Raw genomic sequence first — 22844 nt, 5'->3', positions numbered from 1 at the left:
ATGGCGGAATTTAAAGATTATGCAACCCCGAATCAAGTTAAGGCGGTTGAACACCGTGGACATGACATTTTAGTATCTGCCTCGGCTGGTTCAGGGAAAACAAAGGTTTTAGTTGAACGGATCAAGGATGAGATCTTAAATGAAAATGCGAATATTTCGCGGATGCTGATCATGACATTTACGAATGCGGCAGCCAAGGAAATGAAAGACCGCTTGACGAAAATCTTAAATGCAGAATTGCAAAAACAGATTCAAAATCATGGGACGCCGCAATTAATCAGTCACTTACAAAAGCAATTAACCGCGGTTAATGTTGCTGACATTAGTACAATTGACTCATTTTGCTTACGGTTTTTGAAAAAATATTATTATGCAATTGATCTTGATCCGAATTTCCGGGTGCTGGCGGATGAATCTGAACGAAATGTATTGCGCGAAGATGTTTGGCAAGAAGTTCGCGAAGATTTTTATCAAGCATATGAAGATTTGAATCAGAAATCGTCATTAGATCCTGGTCAACAAGAGCTTCTCGAAAAGTATAATGACTTTTTGCAGGTCTTTGTTCAAGATCGCCGGGATGACGATTTAACGGATGTCGTATACCGATTAAATGATTTTGCGAGCGCGAATGAAAATCCAGATCAGTGGTTGGCTGCCGCACCGCAAAATTATGAATTCACGGAAGAAACGTTTACCCAGACACCGGTTTGGAAACAGATTTTAAAAGATGATGTGGTCAATAAGCTTCAAACGGTTGCGGATAACCTGCAACGTTACCGGAAAGCCTTTCAAACGATTCAGGTTCCGGCAATGCAGGAATTTTACAATATGAAAGAAAAGCCGTTGAAAAAATTGACGGCCAAAACAGATGAAGATTTGGCTTCGATCGATCAAATTTTAGACCAGATTCAGAGCATGCTTGAACAAATTAATCACGAAACGCTTTCGTGGGATGATTTACGCAAGCAGGTCAAGCAATTCGAGTTTAAGGCCAAAATGTATGCGAAAAACCGTGATTTTGCGGCAGATGACGATGATTTATTGGATCAACTTGGGGGCATTAAGCAGTTCAAAGATGATGCTAACCAAGTGGTGAAGGGATTATTAAATGCAGAGCTGTTTTATTCGGATTCGCAGTTGAAAGAAATCTTGAAACGGGCCCAAGGAGTCGTTGAACTCGTGGTTGACCTTGTTCAAAAGTTTCGGCAACGGTATTTGCAAGTCAAGTTGCAACGGCACGCCTTAGAATTCAGTGATTTAGAATATTTAACGCTTAAGATTTTACGTGGCAATGATGATGTTCAGCAAAAGATTCGCGAAGAATTGCAACAGCACTATACGGAAATCATGCTTGATGAATACCAAGATACAAATGGTGTTCAGGAAGCAATCGTTCAAGCAATTGCTAACCATAACTTGTTTATGGTGGGGGACGTTAAGCAGTCAATTTACCGGTTCCGGCAAGCTGATCCAAGTTTATTTATGCATAAGTACCAAACTTTCAAAACCGAAGAGACGTCAAACGACTTTTCAAACGGTGAATTGATCGTTCTCCAGGAAAATTTCCGGTCGATCAAAAACATCGCCGATCTGACGAACCTGATTTTTATGCAGATCATGGATCAAAACCTGGGCGAAATCGATTATGATCAACAAGCATTTTTGAAGGCGGAAAATCCGGCATATCAAAAGGAACAATTAGTTAATAATATTCCAGCAAAAGCGTTGATTTATTTGCAAGATTCAAAGGCCGAAAATGATTCGGAAAATGCACCTGCTTTTGAATTGGATAGTCAAACGCAAGCCCAGTTCGTGATGATTGCAAATGAGATCAAGAAATTAATGGATAACCAGACCCAGATTTTTGATCGTGATCAGGGGCAAATGCGGCCGTTGCAGTATTCTGATATTGCGATTTTGTCGTCATCCCATCAGGATAGCTTATTGGTCAACGAAGAATTTAAGCGGCTGGGGATTCCAACGGATGTTGATGAAACTAATAATTACTTTAAGACGACCGAAATTCAAATTATGATTTCGTATTTGAAGACCATCGATAATCCGCATCAAGATATTCCCCTGGTTGCGGTTTTACGTTCGCCAATGTATCAGTTTGATGAAGATGAATTGGCATATTTGCGGATCAATCATCCGCACGGCGATTTTTACAGCACGATTACTGATTATTCAACCCAAATGACCGATCATCCGGAAAAATTAAAGGCATGGGATGAAACCCGCCGGCAAACTTTAAATGCGAAAGTTCAGCAATTTAACCAGGATTTGTCAACGTTCCGGGTGCAAGCCAAGCGGAGTGAAATTGCGGCGTTGATCTGGAACATTTACACAACAACTGGCTTTTTAGACTATGTTGGCGGTTTACCTGGCGGGGCACAACGGCAAGCGAACCTGCACGCTTTGTACCAACGAGCAACGGCATATGAAAAGACGAGTTTTAAGGGATTATTCCAATTTATTCGGTTTGTTGAACGGATGGATCAGCAACAACGCGATCTTCCAGAAATGAAAATGCAAGTCAATGAAGACACCGTTAAATTCATGACGATCCATAAAAGCAAAGGCTTAGAATACCCGGTTGTCTTTGTGACGAATCTAAGTAAACGATTCAACATGCAGGATCTGAATCACAAATACGTTTTGGATGATCAATTTGGAATTGGGTTAGATATCGTTGAATCCTCAAGGCAGACTTTAAAGCGGGATCACGATGTTGAACTCAACGAAGATGACGCGATCGAGATTCAAGAAACAACCCCAATCAGCATTGCAATTAAGGAACGGATCAAACGCAAGGCTTTAGCCGAAGAAATGCGGAAACTTTACGTTGCATTGACCCGGGCTGAACAACGAATTTATTTGGTCGGAGCGTATGCTGACATTGAGAAATGGGCAACCGCTTGGAGTCAACCCGAAAGTGAGGCCGTTCTTTTACCAGAAAATCAACGGTTTAGTAAAGGAAACTTTATGGATTGGATCGGGATGGCGCTTGGGCGGATGCCAAACCTCGCTGACCATACAACCTGGATCACGCTTAATGATCAGCAACAAGTTACGTCGCAACGTGCAGCAGATCAATTTGCAGACTGGAAAAGGTACTTTAATGCCGAGCGGATACCACAAGCGATTCGTGAAAATGCATTGAACTTTGAAGTTGAACTGTGGAGCAAGGGGGCAGTTGCCGCTTTACGCAATCAAACTTTTGAAGGTGGGGCAGCTAAGGATGACCAGTCAATTTTGCGCGACGCGATCAGTCAGCCAATGGACCCGACAATCCAGTCAATTTTAGACTTTCAATATCCGCACCTTGAATTGACTCGTGAATCGGCATACCAAGCAGTAACGGATATTAAGCGCCTTTTCGATGATCCGGATAATAATTTGATGGACCAATTACAAGCGGAGGACACTGATAATTCAGCTCAAGTTGAGTTGAACGTTGTTGATGAAACGCCCACGGTCACCACTAAGGTTCATGCATTTCGGCAGCCCAACTTTATGACAACGGAAGTTATTGCTTCGCCTGCTAAAATTGGGACGGCAACGCACTTGATTTTTCAAAAGTTAGATCTGACTCAGCCGATTTCAACGGCAACGATTCAACAGTTGATTGATCAATTGGTTCTTGAAGGTTCGATTACAAAAGAGGTTGCCGCCAAAATTGATATTGCTGGAATTTTAGCATTTTACCAAACTGAAGTGGGAAAGAAGGTCTGCGCGAATGCTTCTCAAGTTAAACGTGAGGTGCCATTTGCAATGCTTTTGCCTGCGAAAATGCTGCCATCGATCAGTGAAAAAACGGATAAGTCAGTTTTGATTCACGGAATCATTGATGGGTATTTTGAAGATCAAGAAACGGGAGCGGTCTATTTATTTGATTATAAGACTGACCACGCGTCCCTGAAACAGATTGAAAAGGAATACCGCGGACAGATTAATTTGTATGCGATCGCCCTGCAGCAAATCACCGGCAAAGCGGTTCATCACTGCGTTTTGTATTCCGTCAATAAACGGAAACAGATCGATCTGTAATTTGATGAAAAAACAATCATATATTTCAATAAAAAATTGCATTATCATCTTGATAGTCTTTAATAAAATATTGTATAATAAACGCGAACTGTTAAGATGAAGTACTTAGGTACGGATTAAGACGGTTACTTTAAAGCTCGGAGGGAGGGAAACACCATGTCAAAAACAGTCGTTCGTAAAAACGAATCTCTTGATGACGCTCTTCGTCGCTTCAAACGTTCCGTTTCAAAAACAGGTACTTTGCAAGAATATCGCAAACGTGAATTCTATGAAAAGCCAAGTGTAAAGCGTAAAAAGAAGTCAGAAGCTGCACGCAAGCGTAAAAACAAGCGTCGTTTCTAATTTTAGGCTTGGTTAGCTTAAGGAGGCAATTGTGATGAGTTTAGCTGATTCATTACAAAAAGACATGATTGCTGCAATGAAAGCCAAGGATAAGGACAAGTTAAGTACTGTCCGGATGCTGAAGGCAGCGGTAGCTAACGAAAAAATCAATGCTGGTCATGACTTATCTCCAGAAGAAGAAATTGCTGTTTTGTCCCGTGAATTGAAACAACGGAAAGATTCCCTTGAAGAATTCAAGAATGCTGGCCGGGAAGACTCAGTTAAGCAACTTGAAAAGGAAATCGAAGTTGTTCAAAGTTACTTGCCAAAACAATTAAGCGAAGATGAAGTGAAGGACATTGTTCAAGAAACAATCAATGAAGTTGGCGCAACATCCAAAGCTGATTTTGGTAAAGTAATGGGCGCTGTAATGCCGAAGTTAAAAGGCAAAGCTGACGGTAAGTTAGTCAACGAAACAGTAAAGTCATTGCTCAGTTAAGAGGGAAGAACTGTGGTTTAACGCCACAGTTTTTTTATTTGAAGGTGTGACAAAACGTCACAAACGAGCGTGGTGGAAGCAGAAAAGTGAGCGAATCGCGGAGCATAGATTCGGAACTTTTCGAACTTCCACACAGCTCGTTTGTTTTGGAACCCGATTATGCGGATATAGCAAAGAGGTTGCGACTTACGTCATAGCCTTTTTTTGTTTCGCTGATGATCTTTGCGATTTGATAGTAAACATTGAATGCAATTTGATGAATATGCTAAAATAACGGTAGTTTAGATAGAAATGAGGCATTATTATGGAACAAATCGAACGTGCTTGTACATCAATGCTTGTAGGTAAAGATGCAAGTGCTGATGGTTCAGTAATGATCGCTCGGAATGACGATACATTCTTGCCATTGACACCTCAACGTTTTTACATGCATCCAGCATGGCATGGTGAAAAAGGTAAGAAAATCAAATCATGGTTAAACGGTTTTGAAATGGAATTGCCAGAAAATGGTTACCGTTACAATGCCGTTCCAAACGTGGACTACAAAAACCACGGTTACTATGAAGAAAGCGGAATTAACGAAAAGAACGTTGCTATGTCAGCAACTGAATCAACTTACGGTAACGAACGCGCTCTTGCATTTGATCCCCTTGTTAAGGATGGATTAGATGAAGACTGCATCGTGAACGTTACGCTTCCATTTATTGAATCAGCCCGCCAAGCGGTTCAATTCTTAGGAAAGTTGATCAGTAAATACGGTTCACCAGCTGGAAACTCAGTTTTATTTGCTGATAAGAACGAAGCATGGTATATGGAAATCGTTACGGGGCACTTATGGTTAGCTCAACGGATTCCAGATGATGCATATGCAGTTGTTGCCAATGAAGTTGCAATTCAACAAGTTGACTTTGATGACACTGAAAACTTCCAATGGGCTGATGGAATTCAAGAATTCGTTGAAGAACACCACCTGAACCCTGATAAGGAAGGCTGGAACTTCCGGCACATCTTTGGTTCATTTGACGAAAAAGATCGGCACTACAACACTCCACGTGTATGGTACGGTCACCACTTGTTCAACCCTGAAATCGAAGAAGATCCTGAATCAGGTGAATTACCGTTTATCATGCGGACAAATCACAAGTTTACGCCAGATGACATTGAACAATATCTTGGTTCACACTACAATGAAACTCCATACGATCCATACAGCAAGGACTCAACGGAAGCTGACATGTACCGTTACCGTCCAATCGGTTTGAACCGGACCCAAAACTCACACGTTCTTCAATTACGGAATGACGTTCCTGAAGAACAACAAGCCGTAATGTGGTTATGTATTGGATTCCCAGAATTTGCACCATACATTCCATTCTACACAAATGCAAATGATACAGATCCAAGTTTTTCAGAAACACCAATGGAAATGGATGTTGATTCAGATTCTGCTTACTGGATGTACCGTCACATGTCAATGTTGGTTGAAAGTCATTACAGCAAGTTTGTTCAAGACAACCGCGACTATTTGAAAGAATGCCGGCGGGTTCAACGGCGGATGTTATGGCAATTTGACCAAGAAGCAGCTAAGTTACACGGTGAAGAATTAACTGAATTCTTAACTCAAAAGAACTACGAAATGGTTGCAAAGATGAAGGCAATGACCAAGGATCACATGAACAAGTTGATCATGAAAGGCATCGAGCTCTCGAAGCTGACCTTCAACATGGATAAGAACCTCTAAAATGGGGATTTGAAGAAGCTGTGGCATTAGTCACAGCTTCTTTTTAAGTCATATTATTTGAATTCCGGTTAAAATGAATTTATCATAAGAATAGATGATGAATAAAGACTTTTCTATAAGCCTGTCAAGATTGAAATTGATGATTCTTCGCTTCAATAATGAAGCGGAGTTTTTTGTCGGTTGGTTTAATATATCGGAGGGGTAAAAATGGCTGAATTAAAATGTTTAGTATTCAAGAATGATGATCTTGATTTTCTTAAAAAGCAGTATCCAGGAATTTATGGGATGCTTGGATCAAAATTGGCAGATTATGATGGAAGTCATCAAGTATGGCGCAGCGGTTCGGAAGATGAATATCAAGAATTATGGAATCGGTTCACATACGAAATTGCAAATGCAACCGATCCATCGGGAAAGGTAAGTGACGATGGCTTGCGGTTACGTCATATGTGGGATCAAGCGTAAAAAAATGGTCGAGATTTTTCTCGACCATTTTTGTTTTAATTAAGAATCACGCGAAATTTCGGTTTAAAAAAACGTCCAATTCTAATCCTTTAGATAATAGTCGAATTAAATTTTTATAAATGGAACGTAAATGAAAATCTAATAATGAAAACTAACTGAAAAATAAATGGTGTCTTAAATTTAGTTATACGGTATACTATAATTATTAGTTTTGATAAAGTAAGGAGTAGCAAAATGGAGTCAAAGGATAAAAACATTAAGTTAAAACGTTCCATGTCTGCTGGCCAGCTTGAAATGATTTCATTAGGTGGGGCCATTGGGGTTGGATTATTTATGGGTTCAACGTCAACGATCAAGTGGACAGGACCGTCAGTTATTTTAGCCTATGCCCTAGTGGGGGTATTATTATATGTTATTATGCGTGCCTTAGGGGAAATGTTATACGTAAACCCGGGGACCGGATCATTTGCAAGTTTTGCAACGGAATATGTTCATCCGCTTGCTGGTTATTTGGCAGAATGGTCAAACGTAATTGAATATATCATCGTTGGAATGAGTGAAGTGGTTGCGGCAACGGAATATTTGAATTATTGGTGGCCGCATTTGCCAGACTGGATTGCCGGGTTGGTTGTAATTGCTTTCCTTACTTTAGCCAATTTGGTTTCAGCTAAAACATACGGGACACTGGAATTTTATTTTTCAATGATTAAGGTTGTAACCATTATTTTAATGATTATTCTTGGCCTTTTGATCATCGTCTTTGGAATTGGTCATCACGGAATTCCGATTGGGTTCCATAACTTATGGAGTAATGGCGGTTTCTTTACGGGTGGATTTAAAGGATTTATGTTTGCCCTGGCAATCGTTGTTGGTTCGTACCAGGGAATCGAATTGCTGGGAATTTCAGCTGGTGAAGCCAAGGAACCGCAAAAGGCAATTGTTAAGTCAGTTAAATCGGTTATTTGGCGGATTTTGATTTTCTACGTTGGCGCAATTTTTGTAATTGTTACGATTTATCCATGGAATAAGTTAGGTTCAATCGGATCACCGTTCGTTGAAACCTTTGCGAAGATTGGAATTACGAGTGCTGCCGGAATTATTAACTTTGTTGTATTAACAGCCGCAATGTCAGGGGCGAACTCTGGAATTTATAGTTCAAGTCGGATGTTATTTAAGTTAGCCCATGAAGGTGATGCGCCAAAGGTACTAGGTAAATTATCAAAGCGGAAAGTGCCGAATCTTGCAATTTTAGCAATTTCAGGCGGAATTTTACTCGGATTCGTGTTAAACACAATCATGGCAGCTTTGAACAAGTCAACCGCAAATCTTTTTGTAATTATCTTTAGTTCAAGTGTTCTTCCCGGAATGGTTCCGTGGTTAGTAATTTTACTTGCTGAATTGCGGTTTCGAAAGAATAGTCCAGATATTATGAAGGACCATCCGTTTAAGTTACCATTATATCCACTTTCAAATTACCTTGCATTGATCTCAATGTTGATTATTGTAATCTTTATGTTCATTAATCCGGACACGCGGATCTCAGTATCTGTGGGAGCAGTGCTCTTGATTATCTTGACGGTTGTTTACATTTGCCGTCATGGATTAAGGAATCCAAATAAATAGAACTTAAAAGACTGCTGAAGGGTAGTCTTTTTATTTTACCACAAAAAATTTTGAAAAAAGTTGTTGACAAACCGAATCAGATTTAATAAACTTAATACTGTTGTTTGAAAGACATGGAGGATTACCCAAGTCTGGCTGAAGGGAACGGTCTTGAAAACCGTCAGGTCGGGGCAACTCGGCGCGGGAGTTCGAATCTCCCATCCTCCTTAAGAAAGTAAAGACGTCTCAGAAATGAGACGTCTTTTTTTTATAAAACTATTGCTTTATACGTTTTGAGAGAACTCTCCGAATTTTAAATTTATTATTTGTAATATTTAATTTATCCCATGTTCCTTATTCCATTGGTTTTGCATCTGGGCAGTTTCGCGTTGGACTTCGGGGTTACCTTGATAAGTACCCGGATCATCTCCATCGGCAAAGGTTTGTTTCATCACTGTACCATCAGGTAGTTGGGCACAGTATACATTGCCTTCTTTCCATGTTGGATAGTGGCCTTGTTCAGTGTATTGCTGATTTTGCTGAACGGGCTGTTGGGGTGTAACCGCTTGTTGGGTTTGCTGAACGGCTTGTGGTTGAACATCGTTATTTTGTTTCTGTTGTTGATTTTGAGTATTTGCATTAGTTGCTGGAGCAGATTGAGCAACTGATGAAGTTAAACTTGAAGAGCTCTTCATTGAACTGGAACTAGATTTTGCTGAGCTTGAATTCTTTTTTGAACTGCTTACTTTTTCTGATTTGATTTTGGTATGTATATTTGTTCTATGACTTTGACTGCCACAGCCTGTTAGAGCTACTCCTAACAGAACGACACTACAACTAAAAACAATTTTTTTCACTTAAGAAACCTCCAAAAAATATTCTCACCTCCTTTTTACTAGCTTTTATTGTCATCAAGGTTTGGACAAATTAAAATTTAAATATCTATATGGTAAAAAATGGGTAAAAAAGAGTGCTTAATCAGTAAATGATTAAGCACTCGCCAAATCTATGGCACTGAAAATCATACGTAAAGATACTAAAAGTATCGAAGACTTTGCTTCATTAAGTGTATTATATATACGATTTTCGGTTTAGTCAATATCAATAAAATCTTTAATTCTTCTCTTTAATAATTTTAAATTTTCGTCACTAATTGAAATATTACTATTAATTCCGTATTGAGAAAATTTTTTGATTTTCAATTTACTTACAGAACCAATCGAATCTAAACAAGCGTATGAATTCTTGTTATATTTATTTAAATGCTTCAATTCTTTTTTAAATTTATCAACTTCAACAAGTAGGGAATTCTTATCTTTTATAAATAAAGTAAGATCATTCTTATATTTTTTAATATTGGATTTAATTTTATTAATATCTTTTTTTGAAGGACTTTTGAGAGCTCTAAATCTAATCAATTCATTTTCAGAATTTTTAATATCATTGGTTAAGTCGGTAATTTTTCTTTCTAATGATTGGACTTTCGTTTTTAAACAAAGCAATTGATCATCCATACTTAATTGTGCTTGATACAAAATATCTTTTCCCAGAGAAATTCGGTCTTTATTAATGTGTGATGAAAGTGGAATGGTTAGAACCGTTTTCTTATATTGAGTATCGTTTTTGCTAAGTATAATTGCAAAATGAATACCACTCATTTCTCCACCAACCGGAACACCGTAATCAATAGTTACGACAGTTCCCTGAGAAAATTTATTGTAAAACTTATATCTTTTTTCATTAAGTAATGTTTTACCGTAGAAGTCTATCCAATTTGGTAATCTGGATGCCTTATAATTTGAATCGTCAGCATTGAAATAAAAATTAATTAAGTTTTCAATATCTTGATACTTTTCATCAAAGTTAAACTTTCGATTGTAATTTGCCATTACGCATACCTTTTATGTCCTTTCTAATTTGCTAGCTTTTAATGTCATAAAAATTTGATAGTGTAATATCTAATTTCATTAGGGAGAAAATGTATCATCATTATATATAAATCGTTCTCAAAAATAAATATTTAAAAGTAATGGATTTTCAAATATTGGGAATGCCATAAATCGACTCAGAAATGAGGCGTTTTTTTATACTCAAATTTACCAATTATGATCTTGGAACCCGTGATATAATTAAATTAATTAAATATTTTAAGGGAGTTTATTACATTGGACGGACAGATCGAACAGCATCATATGAATATTCCATGGCATGACTTTGAAGACGAGGATCAGAATATTCTGCATGCTGACTTACAAACTAAAACCACAATTATCGGCCGGGTCGGCATTATGATGCTTGCCTGCGGAACCGGAGCTTGGCGGGTACGCGAATCAATGAACTCAATGGCCCGGGTGATGGGGGTGCGGTGTTCAGCCGATATTGGATTAGTTTCAATTGAATTTACCTGTTATGAAAATGGTCATAGTACGACCCAAGCGCTATCTTTACCAGCAGCTGGAATCAACACGATCCAGTTAAGTGAATTGGAAAATTTTGTGGCCGCTTTTCAGGCAGATGGCCAATTTTTAACAACCAAGCAAGTTAATCAAGCATTGGATAAAATTAAACAAAAATCAAATAACTATTCAAATATCACGATTGCGCTTGCTGCGGGATTTGCCTGCAGTGCCTTCGTATTTTTACTTGGCGGCGGATTGATTGAAATGTTTTGCTGCTTTATTGCGGCATCGCTTGGAAGCTACGTGCGGAAGATCATGGGAACGAAACACATTACGGCGTTAGCTGGCGTTGCAGCTAGTGTAGCGGTTTCGTGTTTGTCATACGCAATGATTTTTGACGTTTTAAAAATGATTTTTCAGGTTGCTTCTGGTCACGAGGCAGGGTACATTGGGGCGATGCTTTTTGTGATTCCAGGATTCCCGTTTATTACAAGCGGATTGGATATTGCGAAAACTGACATGCGTTCAGGGCTTGAACGACTGGCGTACGCATTAACGATTATTGTCGTTGCAACGCTTGTTGGCTGGCTAGTTGCGCTGCTTGTTCACTTAAAACCGGAAAACTTTATTGCATTGCATCTTACACCGCTTGAATTGATGCTTTTGCGGTTGCCGGCCAGTTTCGTTGGGGTGTATGGTTTCTCAATGATGTTCAACAGTACACCACGAATGGCGGTAATTGCCGGCTTTGTTGGTGCCATTGCTAATACTTTGCGGCTTGAATTAGTTGATTTAACTGCCATTCCAGCTGGGGCAGCGGCTTTCTTCGGTGCATTTACTGCCGGAATTTTGGCTTCGTTGGTTCAAAAACGAAGTGGTTATCCGCGAATTGCAATCACGGTTCCATCGATCGTTATCATGGTTCCAGGACTTTACTTCTACCGGGCTGTATATGAAATTGGAAACTTAACGTTGCAAGACGGCGCTAACTGGTTAGTTAAGGCGTGCTTGATTGCGATGTTCTTACCGTTAGGGCTAATGGTTGCGCGTTTACTGACGGACTCGAAGTGGCGGTATACAAATTAGACGCAATGGATATGGGAGTTGGCGACTTTTAAACTGAATTCAGCGACTAAAATGGTAAACTGAATTTAGATTTAAAACAATTTCCAGGGGAGGAATTTAAATGGCAAAGGATAAAAAAATCAGTCCATTTTCAGCATTTTTACTTGGCGTTGATGGAATGGTCGGGTCAGCAATTTTTCTTTTACCCGGCAGTTTATATTCCAAGGCGGGAAACAGCTTAATTGGAATTTTACTTGTTTCAGGCGTGTCAGCATTATTGCTGGCGTTGTGCTATGCGGCGTTATCAAGTGAAACGAAACAAAATGGGGCTGCATGGCTATATGCCTATAAGGAATTCGGCCGGTTTGCCGGATTTGAAGTCGGCTTTTTTACATGGTTTCAAGGGGTAATTACGATCACAACTGAAATTGCCGCCTTTTTAACCTCGTTAAAATTATTTATTCCGCAGCTTTCAGATAAATTGGTTTATGACATTTCAGGAATTGCAATCGTTCTTGTGATCGCAATTATCGGTTTGATGGGTGATCGGGTTTCAAGTATTGCTGATAATATCGCCACGTTTTTGAAGATTGGCGTTTTGCTGATTTTCGTTTTAGCTGGAATTTGGTTTATTCACCGAATTAACTTTGTTTCAAATGCCCATTACAGTTTTCATTCTGTAAATAATGCTTTTAGTAATGCATTTTACATGTTTACCGGGTTTGCCTTTTTGCCGGTTGCGGCTGCTCAAATGCGGAATCCGCGAAAGAATTTACCGCGGGAGTTACTTGCCGTAATTATTTCGGTAACGTTACTGTATATTGCAACGGTCGTTGTTGCAATTGGGACGGTTGGACCTTCAATTGCCCACAGCAGCTTGCCGCTTGCAGTTGCATTTGCAAAACACTTTGGGAATCTTGGAAAAGTCATTATTACAGTTGGAACGGTTGGGTCAGTTTTGGGCGTCGCAATCTCACTATCATACAGTACCCCATACGTTGCATCGTCCCTTGCAAATGAACACCAACTGCTTCCACAATTTTTTGGTAAAAAATCGAAAAGTGGGGCGCCATACGTTGCGATCATCATTACTGCTGGATTATGTGCGTTATTGATTTTAAGTGGGGGTTACCTTTTCTTAGTTCCATGTACAATTATCATCTCGCTTGTTCAGTACTTCTCAACTTCACTGGTAATGTTTGTTAAACAGTGGCGGCGGCAACGGCATCATGAACAATTACCACAAGGAGCCTTTAATTTACGCGGGGGAATTTTAGTTCCAGTGCTTTCATTGCTGGTATGTGTTTATATTTTAGTGAACCTCAAATTGAAGGTAATTCTTTTTGGAATAATTGCATTGATTTGCGGGGTTGCATTGTACTTCATTGATAAATTGATTACTAAAAAAGCCAAAATAAAGGAGCAGGGTCTTGGAAAGTAAAGCAGAAATTCGTAAAAATGTGTTACATCAATTAACGGTCAAGCCGGAAAGTGAACGGGAAAGTGAAACGCAAAAATTAGTTGCGCAGTTTTTGAAACTTGACGAATATCAAAAAGCAACGGCGATTGGAATTACAATTAGTAATTTTCCTGAACTGGATACGCATCAACTGATCGAGCGAATTTTGAAAGATCAAAAGAAAGTTTGTTGTCCAATCACCCGCCCATATCACCAAATGGACTTTATTGAAATCAGTTCAGACACAAACTTTCAAAAGAGTAATTTTGGAATTTGGGAGCCGGAATGGAAAAAGGAAAAGATCAACAACCAACCCGATATTTTAATCGTCCCCGGGATTAAATATGCTTTGGATACTCATCAGCGAGTGGGATTCGGTGGCGGTTTTTATGATCGTTTTTTGAAAAAATTTAACGGGCACACGGTAACGTTAGCACTGCCTGAGCAAGTGGCTTTAAGTACTGATTGGCAAATTGAGTCAACAGATATGCCGATTGATCAAATTCTTCACTAAATCGTTTGAACTTCTGCGGATGATAAGGCATAATTAACGTATTAAACCCATGAGAAAGGACGAAAAAGAGTGGCAATTTGGTTTGCAATCGCATTATTAGCCGGGATAATTTTTATTCTCGGAATTTTCTATTTGATTAATTCAGTACACCGTTATGGAAAGTGGCTTGCACCAACCATTTTATTGATCGTAAGTCTGATCGTATGTGTTGGATGCGGTTTAAATGCTTATCATCTTCACCAAGAAGACCAAAAGGCAAAGACAAGCTCAAATCCAATGCGGACAACGTTATCAGCGGAAGCATCATTCCAAGGTGGAATGGTTGAAAATGGCTTGCAAGTGATCAATAACGGAATCCAAGAAGATAAGGATCAACAACAGGTTTTGAAAGATTTGCAGCAAAGCTTTGCGAAAGTTGGAACCGTAACGTTTGATCAGCAAAGCAAGACGTTTACGGTCACGCCAACAACGGACCAGGATGTAAAAGCAATTAACTACGTTCTAGCCAATCCACAAAAGGCGCAACAAAGCGGCTATAATAATTTGACGAGCGGAATTTTAAGCACTTCAAAGCAACTGACCAAACCGCTTGGAAAGGGCTATACATTACAATTGACGAAGCCGAATAGCAATCAAGTAATTTATGCGGCCAAAGACGGTCAAGTTTTAACGGATGTTGTCAACAATAAAAACTAGGGGTTGATTGAATGCTTATTCATACAACAAAAAAGGCACTTTCACAGTTTAAGAATCCGACTCATGAAGTGGATTTGACTGAAACCGATGATCACACTGAAATTTTAAATTGGTCGATTTTACCGTATGAAATCGACGACCATCAAGGAATGCTTACCTTGAATGACTATACAAACTTTGCGGTGATCATTCCGCAAACAAGACCATTCAAGTCATTTGATGATTTTTTTGAGGCTTTTAGTCTAACTTTAATGTCCGTTTGCGAATCAATGGATATTAGTTTCATTAAAATCGAAGCTTATCTGAATGACATTAAGATCGACCATAAAACGATCATGCAAATGAGTAACCATAGTAAAGCAGCCGGGTTACTGGAAGTTTATAAAGAAAAGCTGATTCAAAATGCAAACTTACTGGATCGACCAAATGACCCGCAAAATGTGATGGCGGCGGTTCGAATCGGGCGTGATTTTCCAAGTAAGTTGAATGATTACCGGAATCCGTTGGCAGCCTTTAAATTTGAAATTACAGCAAAATATTTATTTCCAGCGGACGTTACCGCCAATTTTGATGACGTCAAAATTAAGCCAACGTGGGATCCATATTCTCAATGGGAAGAAATGGATGGGAAGATCAGTAGTGATCCAGATGAAATGAATAATTTCCGGATTGCCGTTGAAAAGAATAACTCAATCATGCTTGCCCGCTTTAAACGGTATCTCCAGGGAGCATCATATAGTCAGCGGAAAATCGCATTGATGATGAGTTATGCGCGTGATTATCTTGATCAATTTTTATTGACGATTTTACATCAAACGTTTATCCATGATCTATCAATTTTACCGGCATATTTTGCTGAGTTTATGCCTGCTCAGCGGCAAAATCCTTTAGATGAGCCGGTTGCGTTTGAAACGCTTAGCGAATTGGCTGATTTTTGGGAGGCAAGCGGTCAGATTTCAACTGACGATCATGAAATCATTGACCATGAGCTGAATGAAACGAAGAAAATCGTTCAAACAACCTTTTATCCGATGTAAAAGAGTAAACAATATTGTTGAAAGTCAGAAAGTTGTATAATATCTCTGTAAAGACGGTTAAATTTTAATTTAACGATTATATTACTAGGAGGTCAATTGATTGACAGCAGAGCAAAAGGTTGAAGAAGAATATCATATTTCTGAGCCTAATTTAGAACCAGCATTATTTGGAATTAATGATGGTTACCTTCATTTGATTGAAGAAAGTAAAAACGTCGAAATTCGTCCGTTTGGAGACAATATTAAGATTGATGGCCAAGCTGATGATGTAAAAGCGACAATTCAAATTATTGAAAAATTAATTGAACTTTTGAAAAGCGGAATCAGTATTAGTGAAGCCGATATTGTTTCAGCAGTTAAGATGCAAGAACGCGGGACATTAAGCTATCTTTCTGATTTATATACAACAACGCTTTTGCGGGATCGGACTGGCCGGCCGATTCGGGCAAAGAACTTTAGTCAACGGCAGTATATTCAAACGATTAAAAACAACGATTTGACTTTTGGAATTGGGCCTGCTGGGACCGGGAAAACTTTCTTAGCAGTTGTAATGGCCGTTGCCGCATTGAAGAAGAAGGAAGTTGAACGCTTGATTTTAACACGGCCAGCCGTTGAAGCAGGTGAATCATTAGGGTTCTTGCCGGGTGATTTAAAAGAAAAGGTCGACCCATATTTACGGCCAATCTATGATGCATTATATGCAATTTTAGGTGCAGAACATACTGAACGGTTAATCGAACGCGGAGTAATTGAAATTGCGCCGTTAGCATACATGCGGGGACGGACCCTTGAAAAGGCCTTCGTTATTTTGGATGAAGCCCAAAATGCAACCCGTGCTCAAATGAAAATGTTCTTGACCCGTTTAGGCTTTGGTTCAAAAATGATCGTTAATGGTGATAAATCACAAATCGATTTACCACGGGGACACCAACAAAGCGGATTGGTTGATGCCGAACGGTTATTACAAAACCTACCGCATATTGGATTTGTTCACTTTGATGCAGCGGATGTTGTTCGGCATCCAGTTGTATCTGAAATTATCAAAGCTTATGAAGATGGTGGCGATTTAGCCGCGGATAAAATTTTAGATGAAAACGAAAATGATAAGGATGAAGACTAATGGATCTACAGCTTATTGATGAAACTAAGCACGTGACAGATCATCAATTAGATCTTGTCCGTGGAGTGCTTGAATATGCTGCAAACTATTTGAGTTTACCTGAAAATACTGAAATGTCAGTGACATTAATGGATAACAAGCATATTCACGAAATCAATAAAAAATATCGCGGAATTGATAAGCCGACAGATGTTATCAGTTTTGCAATGGAAGAAGATGGCGATGAAGATGATATTATTTTGCCATCTGACATGGAATTTGAAATGCCGAAAAATTTAGGCGACTTGATGATCTCAATGGAAAAGGTCGCTGAACAAGCCGAATATCTTGGACATTCACAAGATCGTGAACTTGGATTTTTAACGGTTCATGGTTTCCTTCACCTGAATGGATACGACCACATGAAGGCTGAAGACGAAAAAGAAATGTTCAGTTTACAAGACGAGATTTTGGATGGCTATGGACTTCAAAGATAAATTCGCGACAAGTTGGAAAAATCGAAAATTTTCGCACTCATTAAGACATGCATGTGATGGTTTAATAACGCTTTTTAAAGAAGAGCGGAATTTTCGGTTTGAATTGATCTGCTTATCATTGGTCGTTATTGCAGGATTGATCTTTCACTTGCCAATTAGTGAATGGTTGTGGTTGATTGCGGCTTCAGCAATTGTTTTAATTGCCGAGGCGGCCAACACTGCCATTGAAAATTTGACAGATTTAGCAAGTCATCTTCATTCAAACGACTTTGCAAAAAAAGCAAAGGATATCGCTGCCGGAATGGTTTTACTTGCAGCGGCCTTTGCGGTGATCGTTGCGGGATTGATTTTTATTCCCCGCATTATTGCTTTATTCTAATTAAAGATGAGGGATAAAATGGGAAATCAAGAATTTCATTCAGGATTTGTTGCAATTATTGGAAGACCAAATGTTGGAAAGTCAACGTTTTTAAACCGGGTGATCGGCGAAAAAATTGCAATTATGAGCGATAAGGCTCAAACAACACGAAACAAGATTCAAGGGATTTATACCCGGAAAGACGCGCAGATTGTCTTTATTGATACTCCCGGGATCCATAAGCCACATAGTCAATTAGGTGATTTTATGGTTCAATCAGCCCTTTCAACGTTAAATGAAGTTGATGCGGTGCTTTTTATGGTCAATGCAACGCAAAAGCGGGGTAAGGGTGATGATTTCATTATTGAACGGCTTAAAAAGGTTCACAAGCCGATTTATTTAGTGATTAATAAAATCGATAAGATTCATCCGGATAAACTCCTGGATATTATTGCTGAATATAAAGACACCCTTGACTATAAGGAAGTTTATCCAATTTCAGCTCTTCAAGGGAATAATGTACCAGAATTAATCGATAATTTAGTGGCTGATCTTCCTGAAGGACCGCAATATTATCCAGATGATCAAATTACAGATCACCCCGAACGGTTTATTGCCGGCGAATTAATTCGGGAAAAGGTTTTACAACTTACGCGGGAGGAAGTTCCGCATTCAGTCGCTGTCGTAGTTGATCGGATCAAACGTGAAACCGATGAAAAGGTTCTTGTCCAAGCAACCATTATTGTTGAACGCCCAAGTCAAAAGGGAATTATTATTGGTAAAGGCGGAAAAATGCTGAAAGAAATTGGAATCCGAGCACGGAAAGATATTGAATTAATGCTTGGTGATAAGGTTTACCTTGAATTATGGGTTAAAGTACAGCCGAACTGGAAGGATCGCAAAGCGGATCTTGCAGCATTTGGTTATAAACAAGATGATTATGACTTATAGAAAAACCGTGCAACCGCACGATTTTTTTGTTTACACTTGATTTTACATTTAACAATGTGTAGTATTTATCGTTAAAGACAGAAAGGGCTGAAAAGAATGGAAATTGGAGAAATGCAAAAATTTGTCGCAGCAATTGTTAATGATAAGCTCGCAACCATGAATAGTGTTCACCGTCAATCAACGATCACCACGATCAAGGCGGAAAACATTGCGCAACACAGTTTTTTCGTTGCGTATTACGCACTTAAGATTGCGAAAAAGTTAAAACTGAATGATGAATTAAAAGGGGAAATTACGATTCAAGCATTGATCCACGACATTGCAGAATCATCTTCATCAGATGTTCCAAGCAACGTTAAATATCAGGTTCCGGGATTAAAGCAGATGCTTGACAAGGCTGAAGATTTTGCAATCAACAAATATTTTCCCGAAATTAAAGATGAATTTACAAGTTTACGCGAGCACGAAGCAGATGGCGATATTGTGGGGACCGTGATTAAACTTGCCGATATTATTGCACTTATTCAATTTTTAAAGACTGAACGTGCACTTGGAAATCAAGATGCAACGTTACTGAAAGTTATCCGGGAAACATATGATAACCTTGGACGGTATTTGGATCATCTTGAAGAAATCGTCACGGATGAACAAGCTAAAAGTGTTAAAACAGAAGATAAATAAAGAAGATTGTGGCATGCCACAATCTTTTAATGCCGGGCAGCATGAAAATTATGCTGTCCTTTAATTTTATGCGAGTGTTTTTTAAATTTCGGACGGTTGCTTGAAACCAATTTAAAATTTTTCATTTTAGCGTTAAACGGGCGGTTAGCTGTTCGAATTTGGGTCCATGTTTTCATGGCTTCGATCATTCCATCTAATTGTTTTAACTGTTGGGGATCGTTTTCTTTGACCGCAGTTACATAAATGTCAGTTTGCAAACGTTGAGTTAGTCCCAGATGATAATTTAAAAGTTGTTGGGTCAATGGTTCATGCCGGTATTGATTAAACAGGTCTTGAATGACTTCCATTGCCTCGCGCACATTTTGCGGTTGAACATAACGTTGATTTTTCGGTAATGTCATTTAAAATTCCTTCTTCGTAATTGATTCTGAATTTATTTTAACGCAATCAAGGGTGAAGGAAAATATTGAGTTTGTGATATGATTAATTAAGATAACAATTTAGGAAAGAGGATCATCATGCGTCATAAAATAGCAATTTTTTCAGATGTACATGGGAATTATACGGCTTTAAAGGCAGTATATGAGGATATGCAAGAGCAAGGAGTAACTGAATCATGGTTTTTAGGTGATTTATTCGCTCCGGGGTCCGGTGCACAAGATTTATGGGATTTAATGCAAAAAATTAATCCTGATGTATATATCCGCGGAAATTGGGATGACCTGATGATTCGGGGCGCCGCTGGGAAAATTGCGCTTGAAAAGCCAAGCAAGGTTTATATGCAACGGCTTGCAATGGACCTTGCTTCGAAAGTTGATCCTCAAGTTTTGGCAACCATGAAACGCTGGCCGATGCGAGTTGTAAAGCAGATCAATAACGTGCGGATCGCGATCACGCATGATCTTCCAGAAATCAATTTTGGACAACAATTGTATCCGACATTGCCAACAGAAAACTTTAATAAATTGTTTGTGGAAGATGACCTTGACCTTGCAATTTATGCGCATGTTCACCATCCAATCATGCGGTACAGCAGTGAAGAACAGATCGTCCTTAATCCGGGATCTGTCGGACAACCATTTAACCGCCATGTTAAATTTCAACAGGATTTACGGGCGCAATATTTGATCGTGACGATTGATGATGACGGGGTAAGCGGGATTGATTTTCGAAAAGTCGCATACAGTCATCCGGATGAATTATTGCGGGCGGCAAACGCGAACATTCCGTATATTGAACTTTATCAGCAGCAAATGGAAACGGGTGAAGTTCACACGCATGATTACCCGTTGTTGGCGCGGTTGAATGATAAATATGGCTATCTTCGTGAAACCAAAGAGTATGAAGCTCAACATGCAATTCACGAAAAATCTGATTTTTAGGGTTGACAATTTTAGGAAGTAGTTTTAAAATTCAAAGTAAATCAAATAATAGAGGTTGCAAATGACATCAGTAAGCTATTTGAGTGGCTGTTAAACGTTGAAGATGGCTGAAAGGGGATTTTGCCGAAATGCATTGTTGGATAACAGCTAGGAATGCATTGGGACGTAGTTTAAGAAATTACGGACTGTCGCAATTGTTTGCGGAGCGCTATTATTCAACACGGGATTAAATAAAATCAAGTCTTATTGTTGGAAGTGAGCTCAGCCGGCAGTAAGGCTTTTTATTTATCTCAATTTTGTTGATAGTGTGACGCCTTTATTATTAATTTAATATAAGGAGTCTTTTTATTATGGAAAACCAAAAGAAGATGTCAGTCACGGCCTTAGTATTGATGATCTTTGCATCGATCTTCGGCCTCGGAAACGTAACAACCGCATATTACCAAATGGGATACGGTGCAATTATCTGGTACATTGCCGGTGCATTGTTATTCTTCATTCCGTCATCATTGATGTTTGCTGAATATGGATCAGCATTGAAGGAAAGTCAAGGGGGAATCTACTCATGGCTTGAAGTTTCAATCGGTGAAAAGCCGGCCTTTATCGGCGCATTTGTTTGGTATGCTGCATGGGTAATTACATTGGTAACCCAATTCTCAACGATTTGTATTCCAATTTCTGGATTGATCTTTGGAAAGGATACGACGCAAAGCTGGCACCTTTTTGGAATGAATTCAACGGAAACCCTTGGATTAATTGGAATCGTGTTATTAGTTTTGATTACGTGGCTGGCAACTCGGGGATTCGATAAGATCGAAAAGGTTGCTTCAGCCAGCGGGGCGGTTATCATTGCAATCTCAGGATTATTTATTGTCGCAAGTATTTTGATGCTGGTTTTAAATCATGGCCACTTAGCTCAGCCAATGTCAGCTCACGCCATCGTTTCATCACCGAATCCGCAGTTTAAGTCACCAATTGCGATTCTTTCATTCTTCGTTTATGCCGTTTTTGCATATGCTGGGATGGAAACGATGGGTGGAACGATCGACCGGGTCGATAAGCCCGAACGCAATTTCCCAAAGGGCATTATCCTTGCTGGAATTGGAATGATTTTGATTTACGCTTTAGGGATTTTTCTTTGGGGAGTAACTGCCAACTGGCACAAGGTATTGGGAACCGATTCAACTAACCTTGGAAATATCACTTTGGTTTTGATGCAGAATTTAGGTTACACGATTGGACGTGAAGTGTTTCACTTGCCAGTTCACCAAGCATTGATCATGGGACAATGGACAGATCGGCTGATCGGATTTGAAGAAATGATGTCAGTCTTTGGTTCAATGACCGTTTTGATTTACTCCCCATTGAAGACGATTTTACTTGGTTCACCAAAGCGCTTATGGCCAGAAAAGCTTACGAAGTTGAACAGCCGCAAGATGCCGGCATTTGCAATGTGGATGCAAGCCATCGTAATGGGAATTATTATCTTCGGCGTTTCATTTGGCGGGAAGAGTGCCCAACAATTCTATACGGTTTTAACAGATATGAATAACATTACTTCATCAGTTCCGTACTTGTTCTTAATTCTTGCATTCCCATTCTTCAAGCGGATCAAGAATTTAAACCGGTCATTCGAAGTTTATAAGAACCGGAAGTTAACGAATACGATTTGTGTTGTTAGCTGGATCACGATTTTCTTCGGAATCGTCTTTACGATTATTCAACCAGTATTACAACATGATGCATATACTGCTTTCTGGACAGCATTTGGACCGGTCTTCTTTGCCCTTGTTGGATGGATCTTCTATCGGCATGCAAGTCGCAACGTTGAACCGGTTGTTGAAGAAGAATTAGATTAAAGTGAATTGAAAATTGATTGGGCTCTTTGTCAAATCGTATTGGTGAAGAACTTTTAGGAGAAGCATTAACTGTTGTTACGCAGTTGATGCTTCTTTTTGATTTAAGAGAAAAATACAATCAATGCGATTAAAAAAGTTATTTAAGTTACGAAACCCGTAACAGTGACGG

General features: G+C 39.2%; 21 protein-coding genes, 1 tRNA gene and 1 riboswitch. Of the genes, 19 read left to right on the top strand and 3 right to left on the bottom strand.

The window, feature by feature from the left end:
* From addA to A3O17_RS06465, 7 genes are all read left to right on the top strand, one after another.
* Positions 1–4050, top strand: coding sequence for a helicase-exonuclease AddAB subunit AddA (gene addA / locus A3O17_RS06495; protein WP_064213308.1), 4050 nt, complete (start codon positions 1–3; stop codon positions 4048–4050).
* Between the two features lie 156 nt (positions 4051–4206).
* Complete coding sequence (gene rpsU, locus A3O17_RS06490; RefSeq protein WP_003694124.1) at positions 4207–4392, top strand: 30S ribosomal protein S21; 186 nt, start codon at positions 4207–4209, stop codon at positions 4390–4392.
* Between the two features lie 34 nt (positions 4393–4426).
* Positions 4427–4870, top strand: a complete 444-nt coding sequence (locus tag A3O17_RS06485) for a GatB/YqeY domain-containing protein (protein ID WP_057907024.1) — start codon at positions 4427–4429, stop codon at positions 4868–4870.
* Positions 4871–5174: 304 nt separating this feature from the next.
* A complete protein-coding gene (locus A3O17_RS06480; protein ID WP_064208703.1) occupies positions 5175–6611 on the top strand; it encodes a C69 family dipeptidase in 1437 nt (478 codons plus the stop codon).
* Between the two features lie 207 nt (positions 6612–6818).
* On the top strand, positions 6819–7076 hold the full coding sequence (locus A3O17_RS06475; RefSeq protein WP_064208714.1) for a hypothetical protein: 258 nt from the start codon (positions 6819–6821) through the stop codon (positions 7074–7076).
* Between the two features lie 234 nt (positions 7077–7310).
* Positions 7311–8699, top strand: coding sequence for an amino acid permease (locus A3O17_RS06470; RefSeq protein WP_064213309.1), 1389 nt, complete (start codon positions 7311–7313; stop codon positions 8697–8699).
* 115 nt (positions 8700–8814) lie between these two features.
* Positions 8815–8906: transfer RNA gene (locus A3O17_RS06465), tRNA-Ser, on the top strand.
* A gap of 107 nt (positions 8907–9013) precedes the next feature.
* Here the strand turns inward: A3O17_RS06465 and A3O17_RS06460 are convergent.
* On the bottom strand, positions 9014–9535 hold the full coding sequence (locus A3O17_RS06460) for a hypothetical protein (RefSeq protein ID WP_064572390.1): 522 nt from the start codon (positions 9533–9535) through the stop codon (positions 9014–9016).
* Positions 9536–9769: 234 nt separating this feature from the next.
* Positions 9770–10567, bottom strand: a complete 798-nt coding sequence (locus A3O17_RS06455) for a type II toxin-antitoxin system PemK/MazF family toxin (RefSeq protein WP_064213311.1) — start codon at positions 10565–10567, stop codon at positions 9770–9772.
* A 303-nt stretch (positions 10568–10870) separates the two neighbouring features.
* On the opposite strand from A3O17_RS06455, the gene A3O17_RS06450 reads away from it, so the two are divergent.
* The 10 genes from A3O17_RS06450 (at position 10871) to A3O17_RS06405 (ending at position 19434) form a co-directional block, all read left to right on the top strand.
* Positions 10871–12163: a threonine/serine exporter family protein gene (locus A3O17_RS06450; RefSeq protein ID WP_081255687.1), complete on the top strand. Its 1293-nt coding sequence runs from the start codon at positions 10871–10873 to the stop codon at positions 12161–12163.
* Positions 12164–12263: 100 nt separating this feature from the next.
* A complete protein-coding gene (locus tag A3O17_RS06445) occupies positions 12264–13583 on the top strand; it encodes an APC family permease (protein WP_064208717.1) in 1320 nt (439 codons plus the stop codon).
* The gene (locus A3O17_RS06440) at positions 13573–14115 is read left to right on the top strand and encodes a 5-formyltetrahydrofolate cyclo-ligase (protein ID WP_064208718.1); all 543 of its coding nucleotides are present in this window, start codon (positions 13573–13575) and stop codon (positions 14113–14115) included. Before A3O17_RS06445 ends, A3O17_RS06440 begins: the two co-directional genes overlap by 11 nt.
* 69 nt (positions 14116–14184) lie before the next feature.
* Entirely contained in the window at positions 14185–14811 is a 627-nt protein-coding gene (locus A3O17_RS06435; protein ID WP_064213313.1) for a hypothetical protein, read from the top strand.
* 11 nt (positions 14812–14822) lie between these two features.
* The gene (locus A3O17_RS06430) at positions 14823–15848 is read left to right on the top strand and encodes a DUF6933 domain-containing protein (protein ID WP_064213314.1); all 1026 of its coding nucleotides are present in this window, start codon (positions 14823–14825) and stop codon (positions 15846–15848) included.
* A 100-nt stretch (positions 15849–15948) separates the two neighbouring features.
* Positions 15949–16968: a PhoH family protein gene (locus A3O17_RS06425; protein WP_057828056.1), complete on the top strand. Its 1020-nt coding sequence runs from the start codon at positions 15949–15951 to the stop codon at positions 16966–16968.
* On the top strand, positions 16968–17444 hold the full coding sequence (gene ybeY / locus A3O17_RS06420; protein WP_057828057.1) for an rRNA maturation RNase YbeY: 477 nt from the start codon (positions 16968–16970) through the stop codon (positions 17442–17444). Before A3O17_RS06425 ends, ybeY begins: the two co-directional genes overlap by 1 nt.
* Complete coding sequence (locus tag A3O17_RS06415) at positions 17422–17823, top strand: diacylglycerol kinase family protein (protein ID WP_086427374.1); 402 nt, start codon at positions 17422–17424, stop codon at positions 17821–17823. The genes ybeY and A3O17_RS06415 overlap by 23 nt, the downstream gene beginning before the upstream one ends.
* Positions 17824–17841: 18 nt before the next feature.
* Positions 17842–18753, top strand: a complete 912-nt coding sequence (era, locus tag A3O17_RS06410) for a GTPase Era (RefSeq protein WP_064213315.1) — start codon at positions 17842–17844, stop codon at positions 18751–18753.
* Between the two features lie 96 nt (positions 18754–18849).
* Positions 18850–19434, top strand: coding sequence for a YfbR-like 5'-deoxynucleotidase (locus tag A3O17_RS06405; RefSeq protein ID WP_064208722.1), 585 nt, complete (start codon positions 18850–18852; stop codon positions 19432–19434).
* Between the two features lie 26 nt (positions 19435–19460).
* Here A3O17_RS06405 and A3O17_RS06400 read toward each other — a convergent pair whose 3' ends face one another.
* Positions 19461–19835: a hypothetical protein gene (locus A3O17_RS06400; protein ID WP_064208723.1), complete on the bottom strand. Its 375-nt coding sequence runs from the start codon at positions 19833–19835 to the stop codon at positions 19461–19463.
* 117 nt (positions 19836–19952) lie between these two features.
* Here A3O17_RS06400 and A3O17_RS06395 point away from each other — a divergent pair, with 117 nt between their 5' ends.
* Both A3O17_RS06395 and yjeM read left to right on the top strand, forming a co-directional pair.
* Complete coding sequence (locus tag A3O17_RS06395; protein ID WP_064208724.1) at positions 19953–20816, top strand: metallophosphoesterase family protein; 864 nt, start codon at positions 19953–19955, stop codon at positions 20814–20816.
* Between the two features lie 41 nt (positions 20817–20857).
* A riboswitch (Lysine riboswitch) is annotated at positions 20858–21035 on the top strand.
* A 131-nt stretch (positions 21036–21166) separates the two neighbouring features.
* A complete protein-coding gene (gene yjeM, locus A3O17_RS06390) occupies positions 21167–22675 on the top strand; it encodes a glutamate/gamma-aminobutyrate family transporter YjeM (RefSeq protein ID WP_064213316.1) in 1509 nt (502 codons plus the stop codon).
* Positions 22676–22844: the final 169 nt, after the last annotated feature.

The sequence above is a fragment of the Ligilactobacillus aviarius genome (genome assembly GCF_001654615.1).
GTDB lineage: Bacteria > Bacillota > Bacilli > Lactobacillales > Lactobacillaceae > Ligilactobacillus > Ligilactobacillus aviarius_B.
This window is presented reverse-complemented; position numbering and strand designations above follow the sequence as displayed.

Excerpts from the sequence above, each read along its gene's own strand:
- addA (WP_064213308.1), top strand. The coding sequence starts at position 1 with ATGGCGGAATTTAAAGATTATGCAACCCCGAATCAAGTTAAGGCGGTT.
- rpsU (WP_003694124.1), top strand. The coding sequence starts at position 4,207 with ATGTCAAAAACAGTCGTTCGTAAAAACGAATCTCTTGATGACGCTCTT.
- A3O17_RS06485 (WP_057907024.1), top strand. The coding sequence starts at position 4,427 with ATGAGTTTAGCTGATTCATTACAAAAAGACATGATTGCTGCAATGAAA.
- A3O17_RS06480 (WP_064208703.1), top strand. The coding sequence starts at position 5,175 with ATGGAACAAATCGAACGTGCTTGTACATCAATGCTTGTAGGTAAAGAT.
- A3O17_RS06475 (WP_064208714.1), top strand. The coding sequence starts at position 6,819 with ATGGCTGAATTAAAATGTTTAGTATTCAAGAATGATGATCTTGATTTT.
- A3O17_RS06470 (WP_064213309.1), top strand. The coding sequence starts at position 7,311 with ATGGAGTCAAAGGATAAAAACATTAAGTTAAAACGTTCCATGTCTGCT.
- A3O17_RS06455 (WP_064213311.1), bottom strand. The coding sequence starts at position 10,567 with ATGGCAAATTACAATCGAAAGTTTAACTTTGATGAAAAGTATCAAGAT.
- A3O17_RS06450 (WP_081255687.1), top strand. The coding sequence starts at position 10,871 with ATGAATATTCCATGGCATGACTTTGAAGACGAGGATCAGAATATTCTG.
- A3O17_RS06445 (WP_064208717.1), top strand. The coding sequence starts at position 12,264 with ATGGCAAAGGATAAAAAAATCAGTCCATTTTCAGCATTTTTACTTGGC.
- A3O17_RS06430 (WP_064213314.1), top strand. The coding sequence starts at position 14,823 with ATGCTTATTCATACAACAAAAAAGGCACTTTCACAGTTTAAGAATCCG.
- ybeY (WP_057828057.1), top strand. The coding sequence starts at position 16,968 with ATGGATCTACAGCTTATTGATGAAACTAAGCACGTGACAGATCATCAA.
- A3O17_RS06415 (WP_086427374.1), top strand. The coding sequence starts at position 17,422 with ATGGCTATGGACTTCAAAGATAAATTCGCGACAAGTTGGAAAAATCGA.
- era (WP_064213315.1), top strand. The coding sequence starts at position 17,842 with ATGGGAAATCAAGAATTTCATTCAGGATTTGTTGCAATTATTGGAAGA.
- A3O17_RS06405 (WP_064208722.1), top strand. The coding sequence starts at position 18,850 with ATGGAAATTGGAGAAATGCAAAAATTTGTCGCAGCAATTGTTAATGAT.
- A3O17_RS06400 (WP_064208723.1), bottom strand. The coding sequence starts at position 19,835 with ATGACATTACCGAAAAATCAACGTTATGTTCAACCGCAAAATGTGCGC.
- A3O17_RS06395 (WP_064208724.1), top strand. The coding sequence starts at position 19,953 with ATGCGTCATAAAATAGCAATTTTTTCAGATGTACATGGGAATTATACG.
- yjeM (WP_064213316.1), top strand. The coding sequence starts at position 21,167 with ATGGAAAACCAAAAGAAGATGTCAGTCACGGCCTTAGTATTGATGATC.